This window comes from Mastigocoleus testarum BC008 (assembly GCF_001456025.1).
In the GTDB taxonomy this organism is placed as follows: Bacteria; Cyanobacteriota; Cyanobacteriia; order Cyanobacteriales; family Nostocaceae; genus Mastigocoleus; species Mastigocoleus testarum.
This window is the reverse complement of sequence record NZ_LMTZ01000017.1, coordinates 1-23,898: the sequence shown is the minus strand read 5'-3', so window position 1 is coordinate 23,898 and position 23,898 is coordinate 1. Positions and strand designations below refer to the sequence as shown.

At 39.1% G+C, this 23,898-nt stretch carries 15 protein-coding genes and 1 CRISPR repeat array (1 of these 16 only partly in view); of the genes, 7 read left to right on the top strand and 8 right to left on the bottom strand.

The annotated features are described in order from the left end of the window. Positions 1 to 365: direct repeats of the CRISPR family, unit length 38 nt; unit sequence GTTTCAATCCCTAATAGGGATTAATGTTAATTGCAATT (it extends 40 nt beyond the left edge of the window). Between the two features lie 87 nt (positions 366 to 452). Then, a complete protein-coding gene (locus BC008_RS51155) occupies positions 453 to 614 on the bottom strand; it encodes a hypothetical protein (protein ID WP_235595792.1) in 162 nt (53 codons plus the stop codon). A gap of 154 nt (positions 615 to 768) precedes the next feature. Beyond that, positions 769 to 1,752 (bottom strand): RpnC/YadD family protein, encoded by a 984-nt coding sequence (locus BC008_RS04530; RefSeq protein ID WP_027844953.1) that lies wholly within the window; start codon positions 1,750 to 1,752, stop codon positions 769 to 771. 656 nt (positions 1,753 to 2,408) lie between these two features. Here BC008_RS04530 and BC008_RS04525 point away from each other — a divergent pair. From BC008_RS04525 to BC008_RS04510, 4 genes are all read left to right on the top strand, one after another. Next, the gene (locus tag BC008_RS04525) at positions 2,409 to 4,994 is read left to right on the top strand and encodes a response regulator (protein WP_027844952.1); all 2,586 of its coding nucleotides are present in this window, start codon (positions 2,409 to 2,411) and stop codon (positions 4,992 to 4,994) included. Between the two features lie 92 nt (positions 4,995 to 5,086). Then, the gene (locus tag BC008_RS04520) at positions 5,087 to 7,687 is read left to right on the top strand and encodes a GAF domain-containing protein (protein WP_027844951.1); all 2,601 of its coding nucleotides are present in this window, start codon (positions 5,087 to 5,089) and stop codon (positions 7,685 to 7,687) included. After that, the gene (locus tag BC008_RS04515) at positions 7,680 to 9,188 is read left to right on the top strand and encodes an ATP-binding response regulator (RefSeq protein ID WP_027844950.1); all 1,509 of its coding nucleotides are present in this window, start codon (positions 7,680 to 7,682) and stop codon (positions 9,186 to 9,188) included. The genes BC008_RS04520 and BC008_RS04515 overlap by 8 nt, the downstream gene beginning before the upstream one ends. Before the next feature lie 154 nt (positions 9,189 to 9,342). Continuing rightward, the gene (locus BC008_RS04510) at positions 9,343 to 9,714 is read left to right on the top strand and encodes a response regulator (RefSeq protein ID WP_027844949.1); all 372 of its coding nucleotides are present in this window, start codon (positions 9,343 to 9,345) and stop codon (positions 9,712 to 9,714) included. Positions 9,715 to 10,228: 514 nt separating this feature from the next. On the opposite strand, the gene BC008_RS04505 is transcribed toward BC008_RS04510, so the two are convergent. Both BC008_RS04505 and BC008_RS04500 read right to left on the bottom strand, forming a co-directional pair. Continuing rightward, positions 10,229 to 11,014 carry a pentapeptide repeat-containing protein gene (locus BC008_RS04505; protein WP_058183217.1) on the bottom strand — a complete coding sequence of 262 codons (786 nt, stop codon included), beginning with the start codon at positions 11,012 to 11,014 and terminating at the stop codon, positions 10,229 to 10,231. A 1,080-nt stretch (positions 11,015 to 12,094) separates the two neighbouring features. Continuing rightward, positions 12,095 to 12,745: a peroxiredoxin-like family protein gene (locus BC008_RS04500; RefSeq protein WP_027844948.1), complete on the bottom strand. Its 651-nt coding sequence runs from the start codon at positions 12,743 to 12,745 to the stop codon at positions 12,095 to 12,097. 383 nt (positions 12,746 to 13,128) lie between these two features. On the opposite strand from BC008_RS04500, the gene BC008_RS46080 reads away from it, so the two are divergent. Further along, positions 13,129 to 13,317 carry a hypothetical protein gene (locus BC008_RS46080; protein ID WP_072207688.1) on the top strand — a complete coding sequence of 63 codons (189 nt, stop codon included), beginning with the start codon at positions 13,129 to 13,131 and terminating at the stop codon, positions 13,315 to 13,317. Between the two features lie 263 nt (positions 13,318 to 13,580). Here BC008_RS46080 and nblS read toward each other — a convergent pair whose 3' ends face one another. Then, the gene (gene nblS / locus BC008_RS04495) at positions 13,581 to 15,470 is read right to left on the bottom strand and encodes a two-component system sensor histidine kinase NblS (RefSeq protein ID WP_027846317.1); all 1,890 of its coding nucleotides are present in this window, start codon (positions 15,468 to 15,470) and stop codon (positions 13,581 to 13,583) included. A 404-nt stretch (positions 15,471 to 15,874) separates the two neighbouring features. Between nblS and BC008_RS04490 the strand changes: the two genes are divergently transcribed. Then, positions 15,875 to 17,476: an iron uptake porin gene (locus tag BC008_RS04490; protein ID WP_027846316.1), complete on the top strand. Its 1,602-nt coding sequence runs from the start codon at positions 15,875 to 15,877 to the stop codon at positions 17,474 to 17,476. Between the two features lie 282 nt (positions 17,477 to 17,758). Here the strand turns inward: BC008_RS04490 and nagZ are convergent, their stop codons facing one another. Further along, a complete protein-coding gene (gene nagZ / locus BC008_RS04485) occupies positions 17,759 to 18,877 on the bottom strand; it encodes a beta-N-acetylhexosaminidase (RefSeq protein WP_027846315.1) in 1,119 nt (372 codons plus the stop codon). A gap of 282 nt (positions 18,878 to 19,159) precedes the next feature. Continuing rightward, positions 19,160 to 19,387, bottom strand: a complete 228-nt coding sequence (locus BC008_RS48020; RefSeq protein WP_161938070.1) for a hypothetical protein — start codon at positions 19,385 to 19,387, stop codon at positions 19,160 to 19,162. Positions 19,388 to 19,702: 315 nt separating this feature from the next. On the opposite strand from BC008_RS48020, the gene BC008_RS04480 reads away from it, so the two are divergent. Beyond that, positions 19,703 to 21,370 carry an arginine deiminase family protein gene (locus BC008_RS04480; protein WP_027846522.1) on the top strand — a complete coding sequence of 556 codons (1,668 nt, stop codon included), beginning with the start codon at positions 19,703 to 19,705 and terminating at the stop codon, positions 21,368 to 21,370. Between the two features lie 323 nt (positions 21,371 to 21,693). On the opposite strand, the gene BC008_RS04475 is transcribed toward BC008_RS04480, so the two are convergent. After that, positions 21,694 to 23,652: an NB-ARC domain-containing protein gene (locus BC008_RS04475; RefSeq protein WP_268768195.1), complete on the bottom strand. Its 1,959-nt coding sequence runs from the start codon at positions 23,650 to 23,652 to the stop codon at positions 21,694 to 21,696. Between the last annotated feature and the right edge of the window lie 246 nt (positions 23,653 to 23,898).

Below are 23,898 nucleotides of genomic sequence, written 5' to 3'. Positions count from 1 at the left end.
TACGCTGTCTTTCTCTTCTCGATAATTATTCCTGTTTCAATCCCTAATAGGGATTAATGTTAATTGCAATTTAAGAGATTAGCCAAAATATTTGATTGTGAAATGAAAGGTTTCAATCCCTAATAGGGATTAATGTTAATTGCAATTGGCTAACGATTTTGCAATATGGGTCAACGAAGGGTTTCAATCCCTAATAGGGATTAATGTTAATTGCAATTTTGGGTTGGTAGTGGCAACATAGACCAAGTGGGAAGCGTTTCAATCCCTAATAGGGATTAATGTTAATTGCAATTTCGCGATCGCATGCAATTAAATAAGAAATATTCTGTTTCAATCCCTAATAGGGATTAATGTTAATTGCAATTCGCTCAAAATAGAAGCCTTGCTATATGCAGTTTTCAAGGTACATTTGCGCCAATCAAATATAAAATACTGTTTCAGCCGATTGCTTGTCAAGTACGACCTCCAGAAAAATCGCTACAACCTTTACAAATAAAAGCTTTCGAGCGTTGCGCCAACCTCAAACCAAGCAAAAATAGCTCAAAGCCATACAGAGCAAGCGTTTCAGCCACTAAATTTAGCAACTCATTTTCAACACCCACAGGTTGGCGCAAAAATCGTAAATTTCAGATAACAAGATTATATTTTTTTCGGTGCGTTACGGCTAACGCCTAACACACCCTACTCTAGCAAATTGAATATTTAATTTTAGAAATTCTAATTTTGGAAATCCTAATTTTGGAAGTCCATAAAAATTTGTAACTGGAACTACTCGCTTGCTGACTGATAAACCTTCCTCAGTTCCTCTAGCGAATCTACAGTTTCTATCGCTTCTAAAACAGCAGATAACTTTTCAACGTCCTGAATTGACTCGATTTCCGGTAACAAACTTTGACCCGATTCTCCAAATTTAAGTTTTAATCCTAAAGCAATTCCTTTGATTAATCCTTTTTCAATCCCTTTCTCAATCCCTTTCTCAATTCCTTTTTCAATTCCTTTCTCAATTCCAAGTCGCTCAAAGCTGGTAACGTAACGCATTTTTCTTTCCACCTCTAACTGTTCCACTTCGTACTGAAATTCTCGTTCTAACTCAGATGGTAACGTCAACATCCAATCGATAAAAGCCAGTAAATTAATTACCTCTTCCCGTCGAAAACCCTGTTCGTACAACTTTCTGACCAAAGCTAACTTTTGCTCTTTGCGTTTCAAGCGGTCGCTACGAGTTTCTAAAGCAACTAGATGAGCCATGACTACTGTTGCGAAAGGGTTACGACTTACTTCCAAATCAGCTTGTCTGTGTTTATATTCTAACAATTTAACAATTGGAAACTGAAAATCAACTCGACAACCAAACAAATCATAGCCAAATTGCTTTGGTCGCCAGTTAATACCTTCATCTCCCAAAACAGCGATCGATGCTACCGGGCGATTATACCTATCAAATATGCGGTAGTTATAACTGTACATCCGTTTGGCAAAATCAGATTCTTCCTGTGCTTGGACTTCCAGATGTATCAATATCCAAGATTCTTCTCCACCAACGCGATAAATTTTTACCAACTTATCAACCAGTCGTTTTCCTAACTCCGCATCTCGAATAACTTGCTGTAGTTCTTGGTCTAAAAATTCTGGTTCTCGCGACCAATCAATTTCCCTATGTGCCTCAGGGAAGAAGAATAACATGAATTCTTCAAAATATAGTTGTAAAATTTCTTTCCAAGGCGAGTCAAATTCAGTTTGAGGATTGGTCATTCAAATCGATTTTTATAGTTTTTTCCAGTTGATTATCCCAGACAGATACAATGACTCAAATAGTTTCACATATATATTTTCAAAGTCACTTTTGTTGCTTGTCAGACTTAGTCACACTATTTTCTGATTTAGATAAGTTTTTTCTAATATTTCTTCTACATCTGTAAAATTGAAGTACATGGAACAAAGTGTGCTATTTTTCTTTTCTATAACGATTAATTCTTCTCTATTTCTTCTCGATTATCCAATAATTTAAAGATAGATTAGATTTTTTCCAGTTATTTAGGGTATCTAAGAAAGATAAAAGGGATTAACTTAACCCTTTTACTTTCTTCTTTTACTTTACTGTTGTTTTCAAAGTTAACTCCTATCAAAGTCAAACTATGAGCAAATCGCAGTAAGATTGGAACCAAATCTCTAGTAAACTAAAGCTTAAATAAAAAGACCGACCATTCTAAATAGTTAAAAAGCTTAATCTGCAAACTTTTTGTTGTGCTAACGCCCCACTGCGTTAACGTCCGTAAGGACGCGGTCTGTTATGTCCTACGGACACGCTATGCTAATGACTTTTTGACTTTTAACTTTTAACTTCCGCATAGCGGTAATCTTCCTTGATTTGAAAAGTAATATTTAGTTCAGAAACGGGCGATGTAACAATGCGAATTCTATTACTTGAAGATGACGAAGTTTTAGCGGATGTGTTGTTAAAGTCTTTAACTCACCATAAATATGTTGTAGACGCAGTTTATGATGGGCAAAGTGGTTTAGAGTATGCCCAAGCTGGAAACTACGAACTGATATTGATGGATGTGGGATTACCCTCACTTGATGGTATTACCCTATGTCAGCAGTTGCGATCTGAAAGTTGTTCCGTACCCATTCTTTTGATGACCGCAAAACATGCGATCGCAGATAGAATTCGTGGTTTGGATGCAGGTGCTGATGATTACTTAACCAAACCTTTCGAATTAAGCGAGCTTCACGCTAGAATCAGGGCTTTGTTAAGACGAGGAGAGGTCACACCCAGTTCGGTTTTAGAAATCGGAGAACTATGTTTAGATCCTAATAGTTGCCAAGTCACATATGCTGGTAAGCTTGTAAGATTAACACCCAAGGAATACAACTTATTAGAATTATTTTTACGCAATCCATCTCGGGTTTATAGCCGCTCCCAGATAGTAGAGCACCTTTGGACTTTTGACGACCCCCCTTTGGAAGATAGCGTAAAAGCACATATTAAAGGTTTGCGCCAAAAGTTAAAAAAATCAGGTGCTAAAAATTGGATTGAAAATATTTATGGTCTGGGATATAGACTTAACCCAGACATTGTTTCGTCACCTACTTCCCCAGAAATTAGCTCTCAAGAAATTAACTCTCAAGAAACTAGCTCTCAAAAAACTAGCCCCACAATAACTAACTCTCAAGTCAATACTTCCGAAGCAATAAATTCTCAGGTCAATAACTTCCAAATCGATACTTCCAAAACAACAAACTTTGAAAACTCTCAAACCGTTGCTTTTCCCCAACAGGATTCTCGATCTTTAGAAGACAAAACCTTAGAAGCAAAATATCAAGGGGCTGTAGAAAATATGTGGGAGCAATACCAAGGTTTAATGGTTAAGAGACTCTCAGTATTGCAAACAGCAGCAACAGCAATTGAAGAAGAAAACCTTTCAGAGGATTTACGACAATCAGCAAAACGAGAAGCTCATAAACTCGCAGGAGTTTTGGGTATGTTTGAGCGATTTGATGGAAGTAAGTTAGCTAAAGAAATTGAGCTACTTTTGCTCGAACAAAATTCCCCAACTCAACATACGCTACCATCCTTGATACGAGAATTAGGGGAAATTTTGGCTTTATCTGAATCAACAGCTACCAGTTCAGAACTTAAAAGCTCGAAAAATCATAGTTTCAGAGATAATAACTCAACAAATATTAGCTCAACAAATAATAGCTCAACCAATAAGAGTTCCAAGACTACAGATTCAAAGCTTTCTGAAACTAATTTATCTTTTACTTCTTCCGCAAGCGAGCAAGCACGTTTGCTTCTCATCGATCCAGATGTGCAACTCGGCTCTCAACTCATACAATTAGCTCATTCCACTGGTACAAGTTGTTACCATTTTAAAGATATTCAAGTTGCAAATGAATGGTTAAAAACTTATTCCCCAGAATTGGTTGTATTAACCATAGATACGGTAAATCAGTGGCGTGAAAGCTTAGCATTAATCGGAGCTTTAGCAAAGCGCACTCCCTCCGTATCGACAATAGTCATCAGTGCAATTGATAGCTTAGAAAACCGAGTGAGCGTTGCTCAAGCTGGCGGATGTGGTTTTTTAGTTAAACCAACAGAAGCAAATCAAATTTGGGAAGTTGCGTATCAATTATTATCTAGTAATCATTCTTCCACAATTAAAATTTTAGTTGTAGATGACGATCCTATATTTTTATCAACCGTAAAATCCCTCTTGGAACCTTGGGGAATGGAAATTGCAGGATTGGAAAATCCCCAAAACTTTTGGAACACCCTTGAGTATATATCTCCCGATTTACTGATTTTAGATGTAGAAATGCCAGAAGTTGGAGGTATAGAGCTTTGTCAAGCAGTACGCACAGATCCGCATTGGCAAGGATTACCTGTTTTATTTCTTACTTCTCATTCAGAGCCGGAAACAGTTCGTCAAGTATTTGCTGCAGGGGCTGATGATTTTATTAATAAGCCAGTTATAGGACCAGAACTCTTAACTAGAATTAATAATCGTTTAGAAAGAAGTCGGTTATTACAAACTCTTTCCACTAAAGATCCCCAAACAGGCATTAGTAATTATACTGAATCAACTCAAGAATTAAATCACTTATTTGCAAGATTTACCCACAATGGAAATAGCATGTGTCTGGCAATGTTGAGTATCGCCGAGCTAAATCGACTAAATTTTCAATACGGTCACCCTATTAGCAGTCAAGTATTACAAAAATGGGGACGCCTAATTAAATCAGTTTTTCGCAGCCGAGAAGTTTTAGGATACTGGGGTAATGGAGAATTTATAGTTGGGATGCCAGGGTTAAATAAAATACAAGCTACAGAAAGACTTGGCGAAATCCTTGCTGTGCTGCGACAACAGATATTTACATCACCAGATGGAAATAGATTTCAAGTTCCGTGTAATTGGTCGGTTGCGGAATATCCCAGAGATGGTCACACGATACACTCACTGTATCAAACTCTCAAGCGATCAATTTAAATTCAAGATATTTAGGTTCAAAATATTTAGGTTCAAGATACTTAAATTAACACCTTAAAACTTTAAGATTAATTTTATACATTTTATTAAGTATGAATGATGAACAAAAAAATCAGAATAATAAATGTGCTGCACTTCTGAAGCGTAATATTGCTTTACTAAAAGCACAACAAGAGGCTTCAATTGATGGAATTTTGGTTGTAGATGAAAACCGCCAAATAGTTTCCCATAATCGACGTTTTTGCGAACTATGGCAAATACCAGAAGAAATTGTTGATGAAGGTAATTCTCCCCATGTACTTACCTACGCAGTATCTCAAGTTTCCGAGCCAGAAAGGTTTTTGAGTAAAGTAAATTACCTGTATGAACACCCCAATGAAATCAGTCAGGATGAAATTTATTTAAAAGATGGCAGAATTTTCGACCGTTATTCCAGTCCAGTGAAGTCAGAGACAGGAGAATACTACGGAAGAATTTGGAATTTTCGAGATGTCACAGGACGCAAACAACGGGAAGAAGCATTACAGTTCATTGTTGAAGGAACGAGTACTCAAATCGGTAGCGAATTTTTCCGCTCCTGCGTTCGTTGTTTAGCCGAAGTACTCCAAGCTCGTTATGCTTTAATTGCTGAGTTTTCTCCAGATAGTAAAGATAAAGTACGTACCTTAGCTGTTTGGGGTGGAGAAGATTTTGCGGAAAACTTTGAATACGATATCCCTGGAACCCCCTGCGAAAGAGTTCTGAATGGTGAAACCCTCAGGTACCCCCACTCAGTACAAACTTACTGTCCAGATGTTCCTGTTTTACAAGCCTTAAATGCTGAAAGCTATATTGCTACACCTGTATTTGACCAGCAGGGAAAAATTATCGGTCACATTGGGGTAGTAGATATAAAACCATTATCAGAAAATAATAATACAGAAGAATTAATATTAAAAATTTTTGCTGCTAGAGCAGGAGCAGAGCTAGAACGCAAAAATGTAGAAACTGCTTTAGCAAAACAAGTTGAACGTTATGCTTTATTAAATGAAATTACTCAAAAAATTCGTAATAATTTAGACAGTCTGCAAATTTTTCAAACAACAGTCAATCAAGTTGGGAAAATTTTTAACGTTAGTCGCTGTCATATTCATACTTATATTAATTCTCCAGAACCAAAGGTACCTTTAGTTGCTGAATATCGTTTGGATGATTACTCATCCATGTTAGGAATAGAAATTCCCATTGATGGTAACCCCCACGTCCAAAAAGTTTTGGTGCAAGATACAGCGGTTTATACTGATGATGTTTACCAAGAACCGCTTTTACAACCAGTTGAAGATATTTGTCGCCAGTTACAACTAAAATCTCTTCTGGTTGTTCGTACATCTTATCAGGGGAAAGCTAACGGAGTTATTGTTTTACATCAGTGCGATCACATTCGTCATTGGACAGGAGAAGAAATCAAATTTTTAGAAGCAGTTGCAGCTCAAGTCGGTATAGCTTTAGGTCAAGCTGAACTTTTAGAGCAGGAAAAACAACAATTATCTCTATTACAAGCAGCAAAAAATAAAGCAGAAGCTGCAAATCTTGCTAAAAGCAGATTCTTAGCCAATATGAGCCATGAATTGCGCACACCTCTCAATGCAATTCTTGGTTTTTCCGAGTTGATGGGACAGGATCCAACTCTCAATACTCAGCAAAAAGAAGCTTTGGCGATCGTTAACCGTAGTGGCAAACGCCTATTAAAATCAGTTGAAGAAGTGTTGGAAATCTCTAAAATCGAAACCCAAGAAACTGTATTGCAGCCAATTCCTTTTGATTTTCATCAATTACTGAAAGATTTATGGGAATCCTTCCAAGCAAAAGCAAAAGTCAAACATTTGTCTCTTCAATTTGACTTAGCCTCTAACTTACCCCAACACATCATCGCCGATGAAACTAAACTTCGCCAAGTTTTAATTCATCTATTAGATAATGCGATCAAATTTACCCATTCCGGGATTGTTAAATTAAAGGTTAGTTGTCAATTCATGACAAGCACTTCACCTTCACAGTCACCAGCTAGTAAACAATTAACAGCTAATAGTTGTCAGTTACCGATTAATGGTGCTCGACTAACATCAGAAATATTTCCGATCTCCTCAGGGAATTCTACTCTCAAATCTACTTTATATTCTTCATTTCCCCATTTTCCCCATTATCTACATTTTGAAATTTCCGATACCGGTTTAGGAATTGCAAGGGAAGAAATGAATAAACTATTCCAACCCTTCGTTCAAACTAGTTGTGGTCTTAAAGCAGGAGGAGGTGCGGGTATGGGACTAGCAATTAGCAAACAATTCGTTCAATTAATGGGGGGAGACTTAGAGGTAAGTAGTACTCTAAATTCTGGTAGTATTTTTTGCTTTTTTATTGAATTTGATTCCCTCGATAATACTCCAAACAATCAGTCTACCGATCGGACGAACAGTCAACTATCAAAGGTTTATAAATCCCAATCTTTGACCAATAATAGCCTGAAAATTATGCCCCCAGAATGGATTGCAGCTCTATATCAAGCAGGGATTGAAGCTGATGCTGACTTAATTTCTCGCCTGATTAGACAAATTCCCCAAGAATATGTAGCCTTGGCTAAAGAGTTAACAAATTTGCTCCAAAACTATGACTTTGATGCAATTCTTGAACTGAGCGGGGGTCATGAAAATGTCTAACTCTCCAATTGCTACCCCCAAAGCGGATATTTTAGTAATTGATGATACTCCAGAAAATTTGGCGCTGCTGTCACAAATCCTTAAAGATAAAGGGTATAAAGTTCGTAGTGTAACCAAGCCTTCCACGGGTTTACGAGGTGCTCAAGCCGCACCCCCGGATTTAATTTTGCTAGACGTTAAAATGCCGGAAATGGACGGTTATGAAGTCTGTAAACGTCTCAAAGCCGACCAACGTACCCACGATATCCCGATTATTTTTATTAGCGCATTAGGAGAACTTCTAGACAAAGTTACAGCCTTTGAGGTTGGCGGCGTAGATTATATTACTAAACCATTTCAAGTAGAAGAGGTTTTAGCTCGTTTAGAAACACACCTAACTATTTGTAATCTCCAAAAACAACTCCAGGCTCAAAATAAGCAATTACAGCAAGAAATTGTAGAACGTACCGCCGCAGAGGAAAAATTTGGAATTATTTTTCGTTCTAGTCCCAATCCAATTGCGATCGCAACTCTCACAGAGGGTCGCTTTTTAGATATAAACCCCTGTTTTTCGAAGTTAACCGGTTATTCCCAAACCGAAGTTATTGGTAGAACGATCACCGAGTTAAATCCTTCTCTTACTCCAGAGATATACGATAGCGCAGTTCAATATTTACTCGAAAATGGTTCTTTACATAACAAAGAATATGAAATCTATACCAAGGAAGGTCAACCCAGAGTGGTTTTGGTTTCTACCGAATTAATTGAACTTGCTGGCGTTCAATGTACTTTAAGCATCATTAATGATATTACCGAGCGCAAACGGATGGAAGATGAATTTATCTCCCTCGTTAGTCATGAACTACGCACGCCGATGAATTCTATTATTGGTGCATTAGACCTGTTAGGAACCCAAAAATTGGGAACTTTAACTGAGCTAGGTCAGCAAACCATCAATATTGCGACCAATAATATGGAACGTTTGATTCGTTTAGTCAATGACATTCTCGATCTAGAGCGAATTAAATCGGGTAAAATAGCCATGCGCTATGTTGAATGTCAAGCAGATAAGTTGTTGATTGAGGCAACACAAGCAATGCAAGCAATGGCAGATTCTGCCCAAGTAAACCTTTCGGTGGAGCCTACCCCAGTTCAAATTCATGCAGATCCAGATCGGATATTGCAAACCCTAACAAACCTGTTAAGCAATGCAATTAAGTTTTCCGAACCAGGAGAAACTGTTTCGTTGCGTAGTAGTTTGAATTGTGAGTATCTACAAATTGAAGTTCAGGATCGAGGACGGGGAATTCCCCAAGACAAATTACAACTAATCTTTGAGCGTTTCCAACAGGTAGACGCTTCCGACTCTCGCGCTAAAGGAGGTACGGGTTTGGGACTTCCCATTTGTCGTACCATAGTCGAGCAACACAACGGACGTATCTGGGTTGAAAGTTCTCTAGGTGAAGGAAGTACTTTTTATGTTCGGTTACCGGTTGATGAGGGATTGGGGACTGGGGACTAGCGACTGGGTGATGAAGTTATCAGTTAACAGTTATCAGTTAACAGTTATCAGTTAACAGTTATCAGTTATCAGTTAACAGTTATCAGTCCCTAATCCCTAGTCCCCAATCCCTAGTCCCCAATCCCTAATCCCCAATCGTAAATCCCTAATCACCATGACAAAATCTATTTTAGTAGTTGATGATGAAGAAGATGTCCGGGCGCTAATTCAGTTAGGCTTGGAAATGAATGGAGGTTGGAATGTTATTAATGCAACCTCTGGAATAGAAGCTATTGATGTAGCTGAAAGTCAACAACCTGAGGTCATTTTATTAGATCTAATGATGCCAGATATGGATGGTAAAGCAACGCTACAAAAGTTAAAATCTAACCCCAAGACCGAAAATATTCCCGTAATTATGATGACTGCTAAGTCTAAATATTCTGTAGAAGAAAGTTTTGCAGGATTGGATGTCGCAGCAATTTTTACTAAACCCCTTCGACCCCTTAATCTTTCACAGCAAATTATCGATGTGATCGGGGAGTAATGAGTAATGAGTAATGTTAGCGGATCCGTAGGTAGCGCAGCTATAGCGGGGCGCGATAGCGCACAGTAATGAGTGAGGGGTGAATTAACGGTTATGAGTCAATACAGTTCGGTTAAGAATTTTTGAAACAAATAAGCATGTTCTGGAACCTGACTGAGCCTGCGGCGTTAGCATTAGCCTCTTTCGTCCATAACAAGAAATTTAGGCTCATGTAATATCCGAATCTAATTACGCAGTGCGACATTAAGAAGTTTAGCAACTTTAAAATAAATTTATTATCTGTGAGTATTAATAATCATTAACTGTTATCTATTGCTTATAACTATTAACTTATTAATTACTTATTACTTATTACTTATTACTTATTACTTATTACTCCTTACTTCTTCCATATTGCCTCTAAATAACCCAAAATCGAGAGACTTTGGAGTTTTTTGTCTCGCAATTTTGGGTTTAAAGATTAATCATACCGCCTTAAACAGTACACATTTTTTATCTCGGTACAGAAGACCTTTTAGCCAACAGCAACAGGAACTTCAGACTTTACCTCCAAGGGAGTAGAACGATGGAAAATATCTTCTCCGTCGTTACCTTGCATCACAAATATTGCTTTGTGAGCAATTAAGTCATATCTCATTTCTTGAGACATTCCTTGATTGTTACCAAATCTTGCATTTTCAACAGACGCACAATCAAGGCTTACCCCTGTCATATTAGCTCCGGTTAAGTCCGCACCTCTGAGATCTGCTCCCTTAAAATCTACCCGACTTAGGTTTGTATTCCTCAAATCGGCATACCTAAGATCCGCATTGTTGAGGTTGACATCTGTAAGAGTTGCGCCTCTAAGCTTTGCTTCTTGGAGATTGGTTTTTGCAAGATTTGCACCATTGAGGAACGCTCCTCTCAGATCGGCGCAGTAAAGATAAGCGCCAGCAAGATTAGCTTCTATCAGGTTTTCACCATCTAGACCTCTTCCATAAGCTTTAGTATTGACGATTTGCCATACTAGACGCCATTTACTATCGATTTTTGTTGCAAAATCAATTCTGACGCCGTTGAAGTTCACGCCCCAAAGGTTCGCGTGGATTAAGTTTGCACCCCTTAGGTTCGCACCGCTCAAGTCAGCACCACCAAGGTCCGCACTACTAAGATCTGCACCACTAAGTTCGGCTCCGCTCAAGTCAACACCGCTTAATTTCCTACCTTCAGTTGGTCGCTTGAGAATCTCTTTTACTAATTGAAACTTTGTTTCTAAATCAATATCTTTTTTATACGAAATTTTACTTAAAATGCGGTTCATTTTATTACTCCTGAATTTTATTTGCTAATTGAACTAGGCGGCAGATGTCAATACAATACAAGTATATAACACTGTTAATATTTTGCAGACATCTAACTATAGGCAACACATTGAATTAGATGCCGAAATAATAGTTCGTAATAGAACAACAGTATAACAAGCCTTTCTGATGGTTGCAATGGTTATTCTAAGTTTTATTGTGTTGTTTTTTTAGTAGTTGTCTAGGACAAATGTTCGCCACAGGTTTCTCTGAATGAGTAAACAACTACGTGTGTCTTTAATTACTGAGTAAATCAGATACAATCAAACAAAACTAGTGATTATCCAGCTTTGAAATAATCTCACCACTTTACAGTTCAAAGAATTGTGCTTTCCACTCATTATAGTATTGAGTTTGGGTATTTAAGTAGGGGGACAAAAATATTTATTTCGTTACAAATGCTAGCGTGATTACTAACTATTAATATGAACTTATTACTACTATAAAGTGTCATACTGTCAGGCTTTTACGCAGTCTCTGTGATGTTACAAGCAGAGAGTATAGATGGGTTATATTTTACTCCACATGGTAGGAATAACCGCTTTATCCTAAGCCCCATGCACTCTTTATAAGCACTAACGCTAGTTCAATCGCAACAAATATATATTTAGCTTTGTCTAAGTACTTATTAAAGTCTAACTGAGAAATGTGGTTAATACACAAAAAAATTCCTAAATATTTCTTTAAATATTCTAGAGTATTAATCGCAAATTAAATTAAGTATTACGAAAATAGTATTACTTTTAATGAATTAAAATTACGTTTAGTTCAAATATCTGAAAAAATTAATTCCTGGAAAAACAACCTGATTCCTGGAAAAATCTGATTCCTGGAAATTACAGACTGGAAAAGATCCAAGTTTAATTTTGGCTGGACATAACAGTTATAAATTATTGAGCAATAAAAATTATAGTCATAAGCAGAAAACTATTTCTTTATATTTTCTTAATTAATAGTATTGCTTATGACTCTAAGGAAATGGTGATGAGTAAGTGAAAGTTAGCTGAGAGATTTAGGATAATCTATTTATTTTTAATTCATTATTTATTCACTTTTTGCAGAGTGTTGATGACCTCTTGTGGTTCCAAGCGCTGAGTATAATCAGCATTAACAAAAGAGAGTACTATTGTACCATCAGACGCAATAACGTAAGTAGCTGGGATAGGTAATTCAAAGGTTTTATCGCCATTGTGTGCGGGAAGATCGATTCCAAATGTTTCGTAAATTGGGCGTAAATCTTCTGGAAGAGTAAATATTAAACCAAATTGTCTAGCGATGTGATTTCCTACATCGCTTAAAACTTCAAAGGTTAACTCATTTTTTTCAACAGTAGATAGAGAATTATCGGGAGTTTGGGGTGAAATTGCGATGAGAGAAGCCCCTAAAGCCTGAATCTCTGGTAAACGTTTCTGGAAAGCCCGTAGTTCTAAGTTGCAATAGGGACACCATTGACCTCGGTAGAAAGAGATTACGACTGGACCTAATTGAAGTTGTTTTTGTAAATTAACTCTCTTACCCGTTGCGTTAGGTAGGGAAAAATCAGGAACTTTGTCTCCAACTTTTAAACTACCATCTGAGATTCCCGAACTTGCTAAGTTTTGAGTTGCTTGACTCATCGTGGCTTGGACTTCTTCAGAAACTTTGGTTAAAAATTGGTTGCGATAGTTTTGTAGCTCTTCTGTTAAATTCATAAAATATTTCCTGTGTATTCACTAGATAACCGATCTGTAAAATTATTGAACGATAATTCCAAAAAAACTCAAAAAAATAATTGAGTCACTTCAGCACACAAAGAGTTACCATTGTCACATCCAACAAGACTTATTTGTTTGGATGATCTTATAAATGACGTGCAAACCTTGTAAATTAGAGCTTAAGTGTGGACTAATGCACGAATATTTTTATTTTGGCTGGCTTCTCCTTTGTTTTTAGCTCTGAGCAATACTTCACATCATAAATTTTCAGTATTTTGTAATTCAGTCGCTAAGTACACTGATATTTGGAATTAATGTTCAAATATTTATTTAAAGATTTTATCGCAGAATATGAGAGATAGGANATTTTATCGCAGAATATGAGAGATAGGAGTCAGGAGTCAGGAGTCAGGAGTCAGGAGTCAGGAGTCAGAAGTCAGGAGTCAGAAGTCAGAAGTCAGAAGTCAGGAGTAAGGAGTAGGAGTCAGGAGTCAGGAGTAAGGAGTAGGAGTCAGGAGTCAGGAGTCAGGAGTAGGAGTCAGGAGTCAGGAGTCAGGAGTCAGAAGTAAGGAGTAGGAGTCAGGAGTGTAATAATCTCACACTTAGTTTTTGATTTTTTAGGTCTACTTTACTTAAGGAATGTGAATGAAATAAAGTACAAAAGTTAGGGTGTTGTTAGCATCACGTAACGCACCATTCCAAATTTCAGAATTACAGGTTATTAAATTCTCGTTCCTTACTTTTATTTAGCGTCGTTTTGCGGGATTGTATGATAATTTTGCTCTTGATTTTAGTTGGTAAATAGAGGCTAATTAACAGTTACCTTTAAAATTCACCCATAAACTTCTAGATCGAACCAAAACGTCGTCCCTACACCGACTTCACTAACTAAATTCATTTTACTGTGGTGCTTTTCAATGATATTTCTCACAATTGATAGACCCAAACCAGTACCTTCAAGGGTGTGAACGCGATTTTCTACCCGGAAGAATCGGTCAAAAATGGCTTGTTGGTCTTCTAGTGCAATACCAATACCAGTATCAGAAATTTCAATCCGAACTTGCAATGGGGCGGTTTGAGGATTAGAACTTGATGTTACTGGATAAGCACGGAGAACAACCTTACCACCTGTTTGAGTGAACTTCAAGGAATTACCTACCAAATTGGCTAGCACTTGCAGTAATAAATCATAGTGACCTTTAACTAGTGGTAGATGTGCAGCGACATCCTGAATAATTTCTATTCCTTTATCTTTGGCGTTAAGTTGATAAGTCCGCAAGGTTTGCTCGATCGCTTGTCCCAATTCAACAGCATCTAAACTATAGGTACGACCGGATTCTAGTTTCGATAAATCCAATACATCATTAACTAAGCGGGTGAGTCGATCGGTTTCGTGGTTGACAGTTTCCAGAAATTCTTGACGTTGTTGGGCTCCTAATTCTTCACCATATTCATGCAAGGTTTCGATGAAAGATTTAATGTTAAATAAAGGAGTCCGCAATTCGTGGGATACGTTACTAATAAATTGACTTTTCGCTTCGTTGAGTTCCACCTCACGGGTAATATCTTGCACGGTAATGGCTATACCTTTAATACTTTCCCGTGGTTGGTTGAGAACCGTGGTGAGAAGAATGCGAATAGTACGTTTGCTCGGTTCGTTGAGGAGGATGCGAAATTCAGCACTCTCACATTCTCCTGCAGCCATTTGGTAAAGATGGCGGGTAATTTGGGTTTGTAGCGCTGTCGGAAGGTGATGCAAAACATTATTGCCAATAACTTCAATGTCATCCCAGTTAAAAATATGTTTTGCTGTGGGATTGACCAAAACCACCTGCATATCATTATCAATTAATACTGCACCATCTGCAATAGTTGAAACTAAAGTTTCTAATTTAGCTTTTTCGGCGGTAAGTTCTTCAATGTTTTGCTCTTCATAACTTTCCAAACGCTCAGCCATTTCATTAAAACTGGAAATTAATTCCCCCAGTTCGCCCCCATGGGGTAGATCGATACGTTGTTTAAAATATCCTGCTGCAATTTGCCTTACACCTACAAGTAATTCCTTAATCGGCTTAGTAATAGTTAGAGCATTCATTACCCCCGCTAAAATTACCATTACCCAAATAGTAATAAATACGGCAATGGTGACATCCCGAGTAAAATTAGTAGAAATAACTGCTGTAGGATTGGGATTGATCCCAACTGCTAAAACACCCAAATATTTACCATCGGCGCGCAGAGGAATAAATACATCAGTAACTTCTCCATCCGGTGACTGATGTTGGCGTACTAAAGGCTTGCGCGTATTGGATGCATAATCTTCAGGTAGCTGGATGCTGCGCTGGATGGTAAGGGAATTTTCTACCTCTGGTTCCCAAAATGGAATACCAAAATAAATTTTTCCGGCTTCATCAGCATAGAGCATGTAGCGAATACTAGAAGTACTACTGTAGAAACGCTGAGAAAATTTTGCTACCTCTGTAAGATTAGTATCGGCAATAAAAGGTTCGACATTGGCTGCTAGTAATAATGCCAAATCGCGACCGAAACGAGTATCATTGAGCCGTGCATCCTGTTGGATTGTATTAACAGCCCAAAAGGTTAGACCGCTCATGACTAATGACACAATTAAAGTTGCGGCAGCTAATAATTTTGTCTGGAGGGTGAATTCCGACCACCAATTGGCGATCGCTTCTCGGATTGTCTTAAAAATATAAAGCATTTCAAGTGAGCTGTTAGCAGTTTTGCGATCAACCCCAACAACTTAAAAATTAACAGTTATTATCGCAAATCGGAAATCGGTTGTGCAGTCAATTGTCATGGTTAATTATTTTTTTGGGCCAATATTTTTGATATTTGTTCCGTTTAATCGCTTGTAACAGGTGTATTCTTATTATCCAAGCACGCCTTTCCACGAAGCAACTTGAGAAGTTGTAATTTACACGATTATTCAGAAATATGCCTGTAAAGCCCAATTAATCTTTTTTTAATTGGTGGAACAAATAACCAAGATATCTGATAATAACGCCAGTGGAGTAACATCTTCTCATTAGCTGCTCTTATTTTGAGATGTGGCTGATGTAAAAGAAAGTATAGCCGTGCGTATTACAACAAGTGTGAGGAAAAATGAATAAAAGAAAAATATTTTTGAAATTGCTTTTGGCTAGTCCCCTGGCTTTTGGGGCGTTATCAGTTGGTGGAAAAGCTGCTCTTGCGCAAACGGATGCAATGGCTTCCCCAACTCCACAGAAGAAAATGGCGCAGGTAACCTCAGTTTCTCAATTATCTGACGTACAAACAACTAGTTGGGCATTTCAAGCATTACAATCTTTAGTGGAACGCTACGGCTGTATTGCCGGATATCCTAACGGCACCTATCGTGGAAATCGAGCATTGACCCGCTATGAGTTTGCAGCTGGTTTAAATGCTTGTTTGGATAGAGTTAACGAATTAATTGCAACCGCAACATCAGACTTAGTAACTAAGGACGATCTAGCGACTTTACAAAAGCTGCAGGAAGAATTTTCTGCGGAATTGGCGACCCTACGCGGTCGTACAGATGCTTTAGAGGCTAGAACTGCAGAATTAGAAGCAAATCAATTTTCTACTACCACCAAACTAGAAGGGGAAGTTGTTGCTGGATTAACTAGCGTGTTAGAAAGCGATCAAGTTAATGGTGAAGATGTTGAAGATACTAATGCAGCCCTTGGAGCCAGAGTTCGCTTAGATTTAGTTACCAGTTTTACCGGGAAAGATTCTTTAGTTACCAGATTGGAAGCAAATAACGCTGTCAATCCTGAGATTGGTACTCTTGAAGGGGGTTTATCATTTGCGACAGAGGACGATCCTAGTGCAGATGTAGAAATTGGCACATTATTTTACGAGTTTCCTCTTGGGAAGAGCACAGATGTATATGCTTTCGCAACTGGAGCTGAGCCTGATGAATTCGTTGATACAGTAAATATTTTGGATGGTGATGGTGGAAGTGGTTCCATCTCAGCATTCGGTACTCGTAACCCTATCTATTACCAAGTAGAAGAAGGTGCTGGCTTAGCAGTTAAGCACGAGTTTGGTGAAAAGTTAGAAGTAAGTTTGGGATACATCGGAACCACAGCCAGCGATCCTGGTGAAGATGGTGGTTTATTCAATGGGGATTATGGTGCGATCGCACAAGTTACCTTTAAACCAAGCGATCGTTTCAAGGTTGGTTTGACTTATGTGAATGCTTACAATCAGTTTTTGACTACTGGTAGTAATTCAGCGAACTTCCGTGCCGAATTACCTGGGGTTGGTTTCCAGGATATAGATACACCAGTATCTAGTAATTCCTACGGTCTCCAAGCATCCGTCGGTGTGACCAAGAATATTGTTTTAGGTGGTTGGGTTGGCTATACAAATGCTCGCAACCTCTCTACTTCAGCTGCTTTCCCTGATCGCGGCGATGTTGATATTTGGAACTGGGCTGTTACAGCAGGTTTCCCTGATTTGGGTAAAAAAGGTAACTTAGGTGGTATCGTTGTCGGTATGGAGCCAAAAGTTACTGATTCTAGTATCGATGGTTTAGATGAAGATAATGATACTTCACTTCACCTAGAGGCGTTTTATCAGTATCGGCTTAACGATAACATCAGCATTACTCCTGGTGTAATTTGGTTAACTGCTCCCGATCACGATAGCGATAACGATGATATTGTGATTGGAACCCTGAGAACTACTTTGAGTTTTTAGGCGATTGGCGATTGGCGACTAGCGACTGGGGATTGGTGATAGACGATTGTTCTTGTTACCAGTCTCCGGCTGGTAACCAGTTGCCTGAGGCTCTGCCTCTTAGATACACTGGAGGCGGAGCCTCCGATACAGTATTCCTTGCCAGAGACAAGGAACAAATCATTTAACAGCAACGCCAAAAAACTCATCAGGGCGCACCAATGTGCGTCCCTACATGAAACAAATGGTGGTGTAAATTATTTCTTGGAAGTTCCTAATCGCCGATCCCTAATCCCTAGTCGCTTATCCCCCATAAGCACAGGAAATTGCGAGTTCGGCGTGTTGCAAAAGTGTGTTGCGATCGAGAATATGGGGTGAATATTGGGGTGCGATCGCTAGCAATTTATCAATTCTGGTTTTCGCTGCTGCAATTACAGTTTCACTTAAGCTACCATTTTCCAGAGAGGTAACAAAATCCTCAGCGATACCATAAATTTTTTCTGGGGATGATGCGGGAAGATTTCCAGATATTATTAATAGGTCGCAACCTGCGTTAAATGTTTGGGCGACTGTACTAATATTTGCATTATTTGCACTAATATTTTTATTTGCATACATATCTGAGACTGCTTTCATATCCAGGTCATCAGATACCACAACTCCTTCAAAGCCGAGTTCTTCTCGAAGTGTTTGACGTAAGATATTTTGAGATAAGGTTGCAGGTAGGTTTTTATCTATCTGGGGAAAGAGAATATGAGCGGTCATAATGGTGGGAATTCCTGCTTCAATTAAAGCTTGAAAAGGAATTAGTTCTCGGTTTCTCAGTTGTTCTAAACTTAGATCGAGCACTGGTAGCTCTAAATGAGAGTCGGTGCTGGTATCTCCATGTCCGGGAAAATGTTTTGCACAAGCGATGATTTCTGATTCTTTCAGTCCAATAAAATATTTACAAGCGGATTTTGCGGCTGTTTCGGGGGTAGTATTAAAGGCGCGGGGTCCAATTATTGGATTATTGGGATTGGAGAAGATATCTGCAACGGGAGCCCAAGATAGGTTTATACCTAAAGATTTTAGTTCGAGTGCTGTAGCTTTGGCGATTTTTGTTGCTGCTTTACTTTGCAAAAAGGCGTAGGGAAATCGAGTAATTGGTGAAGGTGTACGAACTACTCTTCCTCCTTCGTGATCGATGCTCATTAACATCGATTTGCGTTCGGTATATTCCCGGATTTGTTCTGTTAGTTGTTTGAAAGTGTCTAACCAGTCTTCGTAGTGGGTGTCTTGGCGGAAATTTTTGGCAAAGAAGATAATTCCCACTGGTTTTAATTTGCTCAGGATGCGTTTATCTTCGTCGTTTAGGACTGTTCCGGAAACGCCGATGATGACGTGGTTTCCGAAGCTATGAAATTTCTGTAATGGTGTCATAGTAATTTATTTACCTAATATCTACCTAATAAATTTTCGGCATTAATCATATAACAATAGCTGTAGAGACTTAGCATTGCTACGTTTCTACGGGGATTCTGACCACAAATAAATCCCATCGCTAACGCCACACTACGCGCTTTAAAATTAATGGGGCAGACTGATAGAATTAAAAAAACTACCGTAACAAAACTTTACACTTCGTAATGTTTTGTGCTTGAGATGCTTGTCCTAAGCGTTACAAGTATGATTATAAATACCTTGTGATAATCGCTTCAGAAATTAATCGCTTTTGTTCTCAAGCAAATAATTCTGTATTGGATCGATTTCGTTATCGACTTGTAGAAACGATTCTACTCCCTTCCCGTTTATCAGATTACCTATAAAAATTTCTCCTTTTCTTCCCACACTTCCCCCTCTAACTCGATTAGGTAATCTTCTACCGGGATAGGAGTAACCTTTCAAGGGTAGGTTTTTTGGTATTGCGGAAATAGTTGATAATTTTCTCAACTGCTTAAGGTGGTTTGGTCGTTTCAGGATTTAAACATCGCCTAAAACGTCCAAAAAATGACCAAATACGAAATACCTACCCATGAGAGATAGGAGTAACCCCCTCCTCACCTCCCACAAGTCTTAACCCCCTCCTAACCTCCCAAGGCTAACCCCCTCCTAACCTCCCCCAAGGCTAACCCCCTCCTAACCTCCCCCAAGGGAGGAATATACTTCAAGGTCTTCACTTGCACGAATAATTCTACTGCTTGGGAAATTTGCTTGGGCTAAATCCCAAGTTTTCAATACGAATATGTCAAGTCACGGAGACTTTGAATGATTATTACTCGTAGAAATTTTTCGCAAACAAGCAGATTCAGCAGACATGCACTTGTAGTAGAAGATAATGCAGCGTTTTGGGAGTCGCGATTTCCTAAGCTACTTCCCGACGCGGACTGGGTTATTACCTTTGCTACTACTATTGAGGAAGCAAAGCAAAAATTTTGGGATGATTGCAATTTCGATCTAATAATATCTGGTTATCAAATTGGTTCCAAAAGTGGACGGGAATTTCTAACTTTTGCCAGACAAATCGATCAAAACATTCCCATATTCCTATTGTTCGATCCAGCTTCTTCTAAAAATTTCGATTTTGGAGATACAGAAACTTACAGAGCGCTGGCTTTGATTAATAAAAGTAATTGTCTCACCAATCCTGACAAAGTAAGGGCAAAAATCAAAGCTGAATATGAACAATATATGGTAGAGATGTGTACTCCCCACATCCAAAGTGAGTATGGTCAGTTGCAGACAGTTTTGGTACATACCCCATCTGATGAAATAGATCGAATTGAACCAAACGACCCTTGGTATTTGATTGATTCTCGTCCCGCACTGCACCTAGCACAGCAGCAACACCGTGAATTCATTCGAGTAATCAAGGAAAATAGTTTGCGTCCCATCGTTTTGGATATTGCGCTTTTGTTATATGACGTAATTAAATCTCTCCAAGGCGATCAACTGCGACAAGTGGTAGAAAATATTCTGTTTGATCGGGAATTTCAGAGTCTGAAACACCGGTTTGGGAATCACAACCTTGAATTAAGTCCATTGCTTAAAGAAAAGGTCGATGAAATTTGCAGCAGCGACCTCAAGCAAATAACTTCCCAGTTAATGTGTGGTTTGAATATTGCTGACTTACTTGCTAAAGATGCAGGACACCCAATGTTCAAGCAACGAGATTCTCAAATTGTTCCACCGGTTCCCAATTTATATTTCATGCGCGATCCGGGTTTTGCTCTGGGAGAATCGCTGGTATTATCCAGAATGTATTGGGAAGTTCGACGTCGCGAACCTTCGATTATTCGCACGGTAATAAATTACCACCCATTTATGAAGAACGCTAAATCTCAAGCGATCGATTGGAATTTAGATTCCGGAGAACAATTCTTTATCGAGGGGGGAGATGTCATGGTCATAGCCCCAAATAATTTCGCCATTGCTTTGAGCGAACGAACTAGCCGTCAAGCGGTAAGAAAAGTGGCTCAAGAGTTAATTGGAAGAGGTGCAGAGCGGGTATTTCAACCGATGATTCCTGCAAAACGAGCCTTCATTCACTTGGATACTGTTTGCTCTGTAGTTGGTCCCAACCATATGGTGGTTCATCCCGAAGCTGTTAGCGCCTATGGGGATACTTTATGCTGGAGCGATAGAACTTTCCGGTCTGGAGGTGAACCGGAATCTCTGCAGAAAGATTTTATCACAGTTCTTCGCAGTCAGTTCGGTAAAAATATTATTGAGGTGACAGATCCTTGCGAACAGTTTGACGATGCTGTAAATGTTTTCATGATTAAGGCCGATACAGCAGTTGCTTATGACCGCAATCCTAAAGCTAATCAGGCTTTAAGGGAAAACGGGATTCGTGTAATGGAGTTTTCCGGTTCGGATCTGGTAGTCGGTCGTGGTGGAGCAAGGTGTATGACTATGCCGATTCGTAGAAATTAGGGATTAACTTATTCTTGTTACCAGTAAGAAGGCTAGTAATATTATGTCCGGTTAAATAACCGTCATTGCTTCGCTTTTGACGCGCCTACGGCGAACGCTCGCAACGACATACTATGGGTAATTTGGCGGACATGACATAACATATTGCTTGAGGCTCCCCCTCCTATCTAGACTGGAGGCGGAGCCTCCGATAATGTATTCCTTGCCGGAGACAAGGAACAAGTCACTACCTTCGTAGTCACGGTCTGTCTTCACTTTTGACTTTTGACTTTTTACTTATGTCCTACGGACACGCTTGCGCTAATGACTTCCGCGCAGCGGCTCTATTTCCACCACCGCGACACATATTGGATCGCACAAGCTGTATCTTTAATTGCTTCTGCACCACCTAAGGCAAATATAACGGGAGTTAATGCTTCTATATCAGAGAGTAAGTTTGGGCGAGTGCGACGAGATAAAATGTGAAAATTTTCTCGCCAGAGATCGAAAAGTTGAGGTTTTTGCATTTGTGATATTTTTTCTGCTAAAGAACTTAGGGCATAGGCGCGATAATAGTCATCCTGAATCTCCCTAGCGGCAGCCAGAGCTTCTGGTAACAATTCGGACGGCAGTTTGTCCGCTAAAGAACTTAGGGCATAGGCGCGATAATAGTCAGACTGAATCTCCCTAGCGGCAGCCAGAGCTTCGGAGAGTGCTAGTTTTTTTAAGGTCGCCGGCAAATGATTGGCTAGCCCTGTAAGCAAATGAGCTTTCTGTTTTGGATTTGAGCTTTGTAGTGCGTTACCTAGTGCTTGTTCGGGAGTCCATACTTTTTTGTGGAGCAACGCAATCAGCAATTCTACTGGTAGATTAGCTGCTAAACTATTAAGGGACGCAGTAATTAAAGCATAGCGACATTGCAAGCCAATAACTTGAGATCGGTTCGTCTTGACCTGTTTATCATCTTCTGCAAGTTCCCAAGCACGAGCAAGACCGGTGACAAAGTTTGCTGTTTGTCCTAAGCGATCACAAGCTTCATACCAACCATTTCCACCATTTTCTGATTCTTCAGCGAACAACTTGTGAATCTCTTCTATCTTTTCAGCTTTTTCCAAATGCCAAACTAAGCGTTGATGGATATAACCATCATCGGGTAAGGTATGCCAAAGGTTGTTACTGGTTAATTTTCTGTAATTCTCCAAAAATGTGGCGTGAGCTTGAGGAAGAGTTATTCCCAAACCTGCTAAATTACCTTTACGCTTAGGATTTTGTGGAGCAGTTAATAAATTACACGCGAGGTCATGAAATAAGTCATGTAAACGGTAGGTTGGTGTTTTATCCGGCAAAGGAACACCGGATAATAGCAGAGACTTGGAATGCAAGTAGCCCAACTCATCTGCTGCATCCCGCTCATCATCCATATCCCAAAGGGTTGCAGTCATCTTGGGAGTAATGCTTACATCTTCTGGTAATACCCCTAGCCAAATGAAATTTGATCGCGTTTCATCTGATAATTGTTGTACGCTCAAATTTAACGATGCTCTCAAGCTGAGTTTTTTTAAACTTGCTTCATCATTAACATCTCTGGCTGACTTGCAATCTAATGATTTTAACCGAGCCACCTCTTGCTGCATATCACGCAATAAAACCGTCCAAGAAGTACCACCAGCAACTTGAGCAGCAGCTAATTCTAATGCTAAAGGTAAGTAACCAAGGCTTTTCGCTAATTTTTTCGCATTTTTAGTTTCTGCGTCAGTGAGCTTACGTCCTAATTTTTTGGTCAGCAGTTCCATCGCTTCGGATGACTTCATTACATCCAAAGAATATTTACTAGCCCCTAATGCATCAGCGATCGCACCTTCGCGGGTTGTGATCGTAACTTGACAACGCGTTCCACCAACATTAAAAGCTTGTGCATCGGAAGTATTCCAAGCATCATCAACTACTAGCAGCGCAGCTTTATCATAAAGTAGCGTACGTAATTGATTGGAAGCAGCTTCCACACTAGTCGCTTTAAAGCTGTGGTCTCCCAATGCTTGTATCCAGCCACTAAGCAGGGATAATAGATTAGGTTTTTGACCTAAAGTCGCCCAAAGGATACCATCACAATATTTTTCTTGCACTTCTCGATCGTGTGCTAAAGCCGTTGCTAGAGTTGATTTACCAATAGAACCCAAGCCATGAATCGCAGTGACGACCAAAGTCCGTGGATCTGAAGAATTTGTGAGTAGACGTTTTTTAAGTTCTTGAGCGTATTCGGGACGATCTACATAGTAAGTTGGGAGGGGTGGGGCTTGGAAGATTTTAAGTTCTTGTACAGCAATAGGTAAGTGGGTTTGGGGTGAGGGAATTCCTAATTCTTTTTTAAAATATTCGAAATTACCTTGTAATTGAGCTTCTTTGCCTTTTAACTTGAGTTGGAATGTCCAGTTGGAACTGTTATTTCCTTGACCTTGATTTTGGCGTGTATCTGTTAAAACCCATCTTCCGCACTCTAACTGTCACAATCGGTAATTACTTAAATAAATCAATAATAAAAGAGTAAAAAA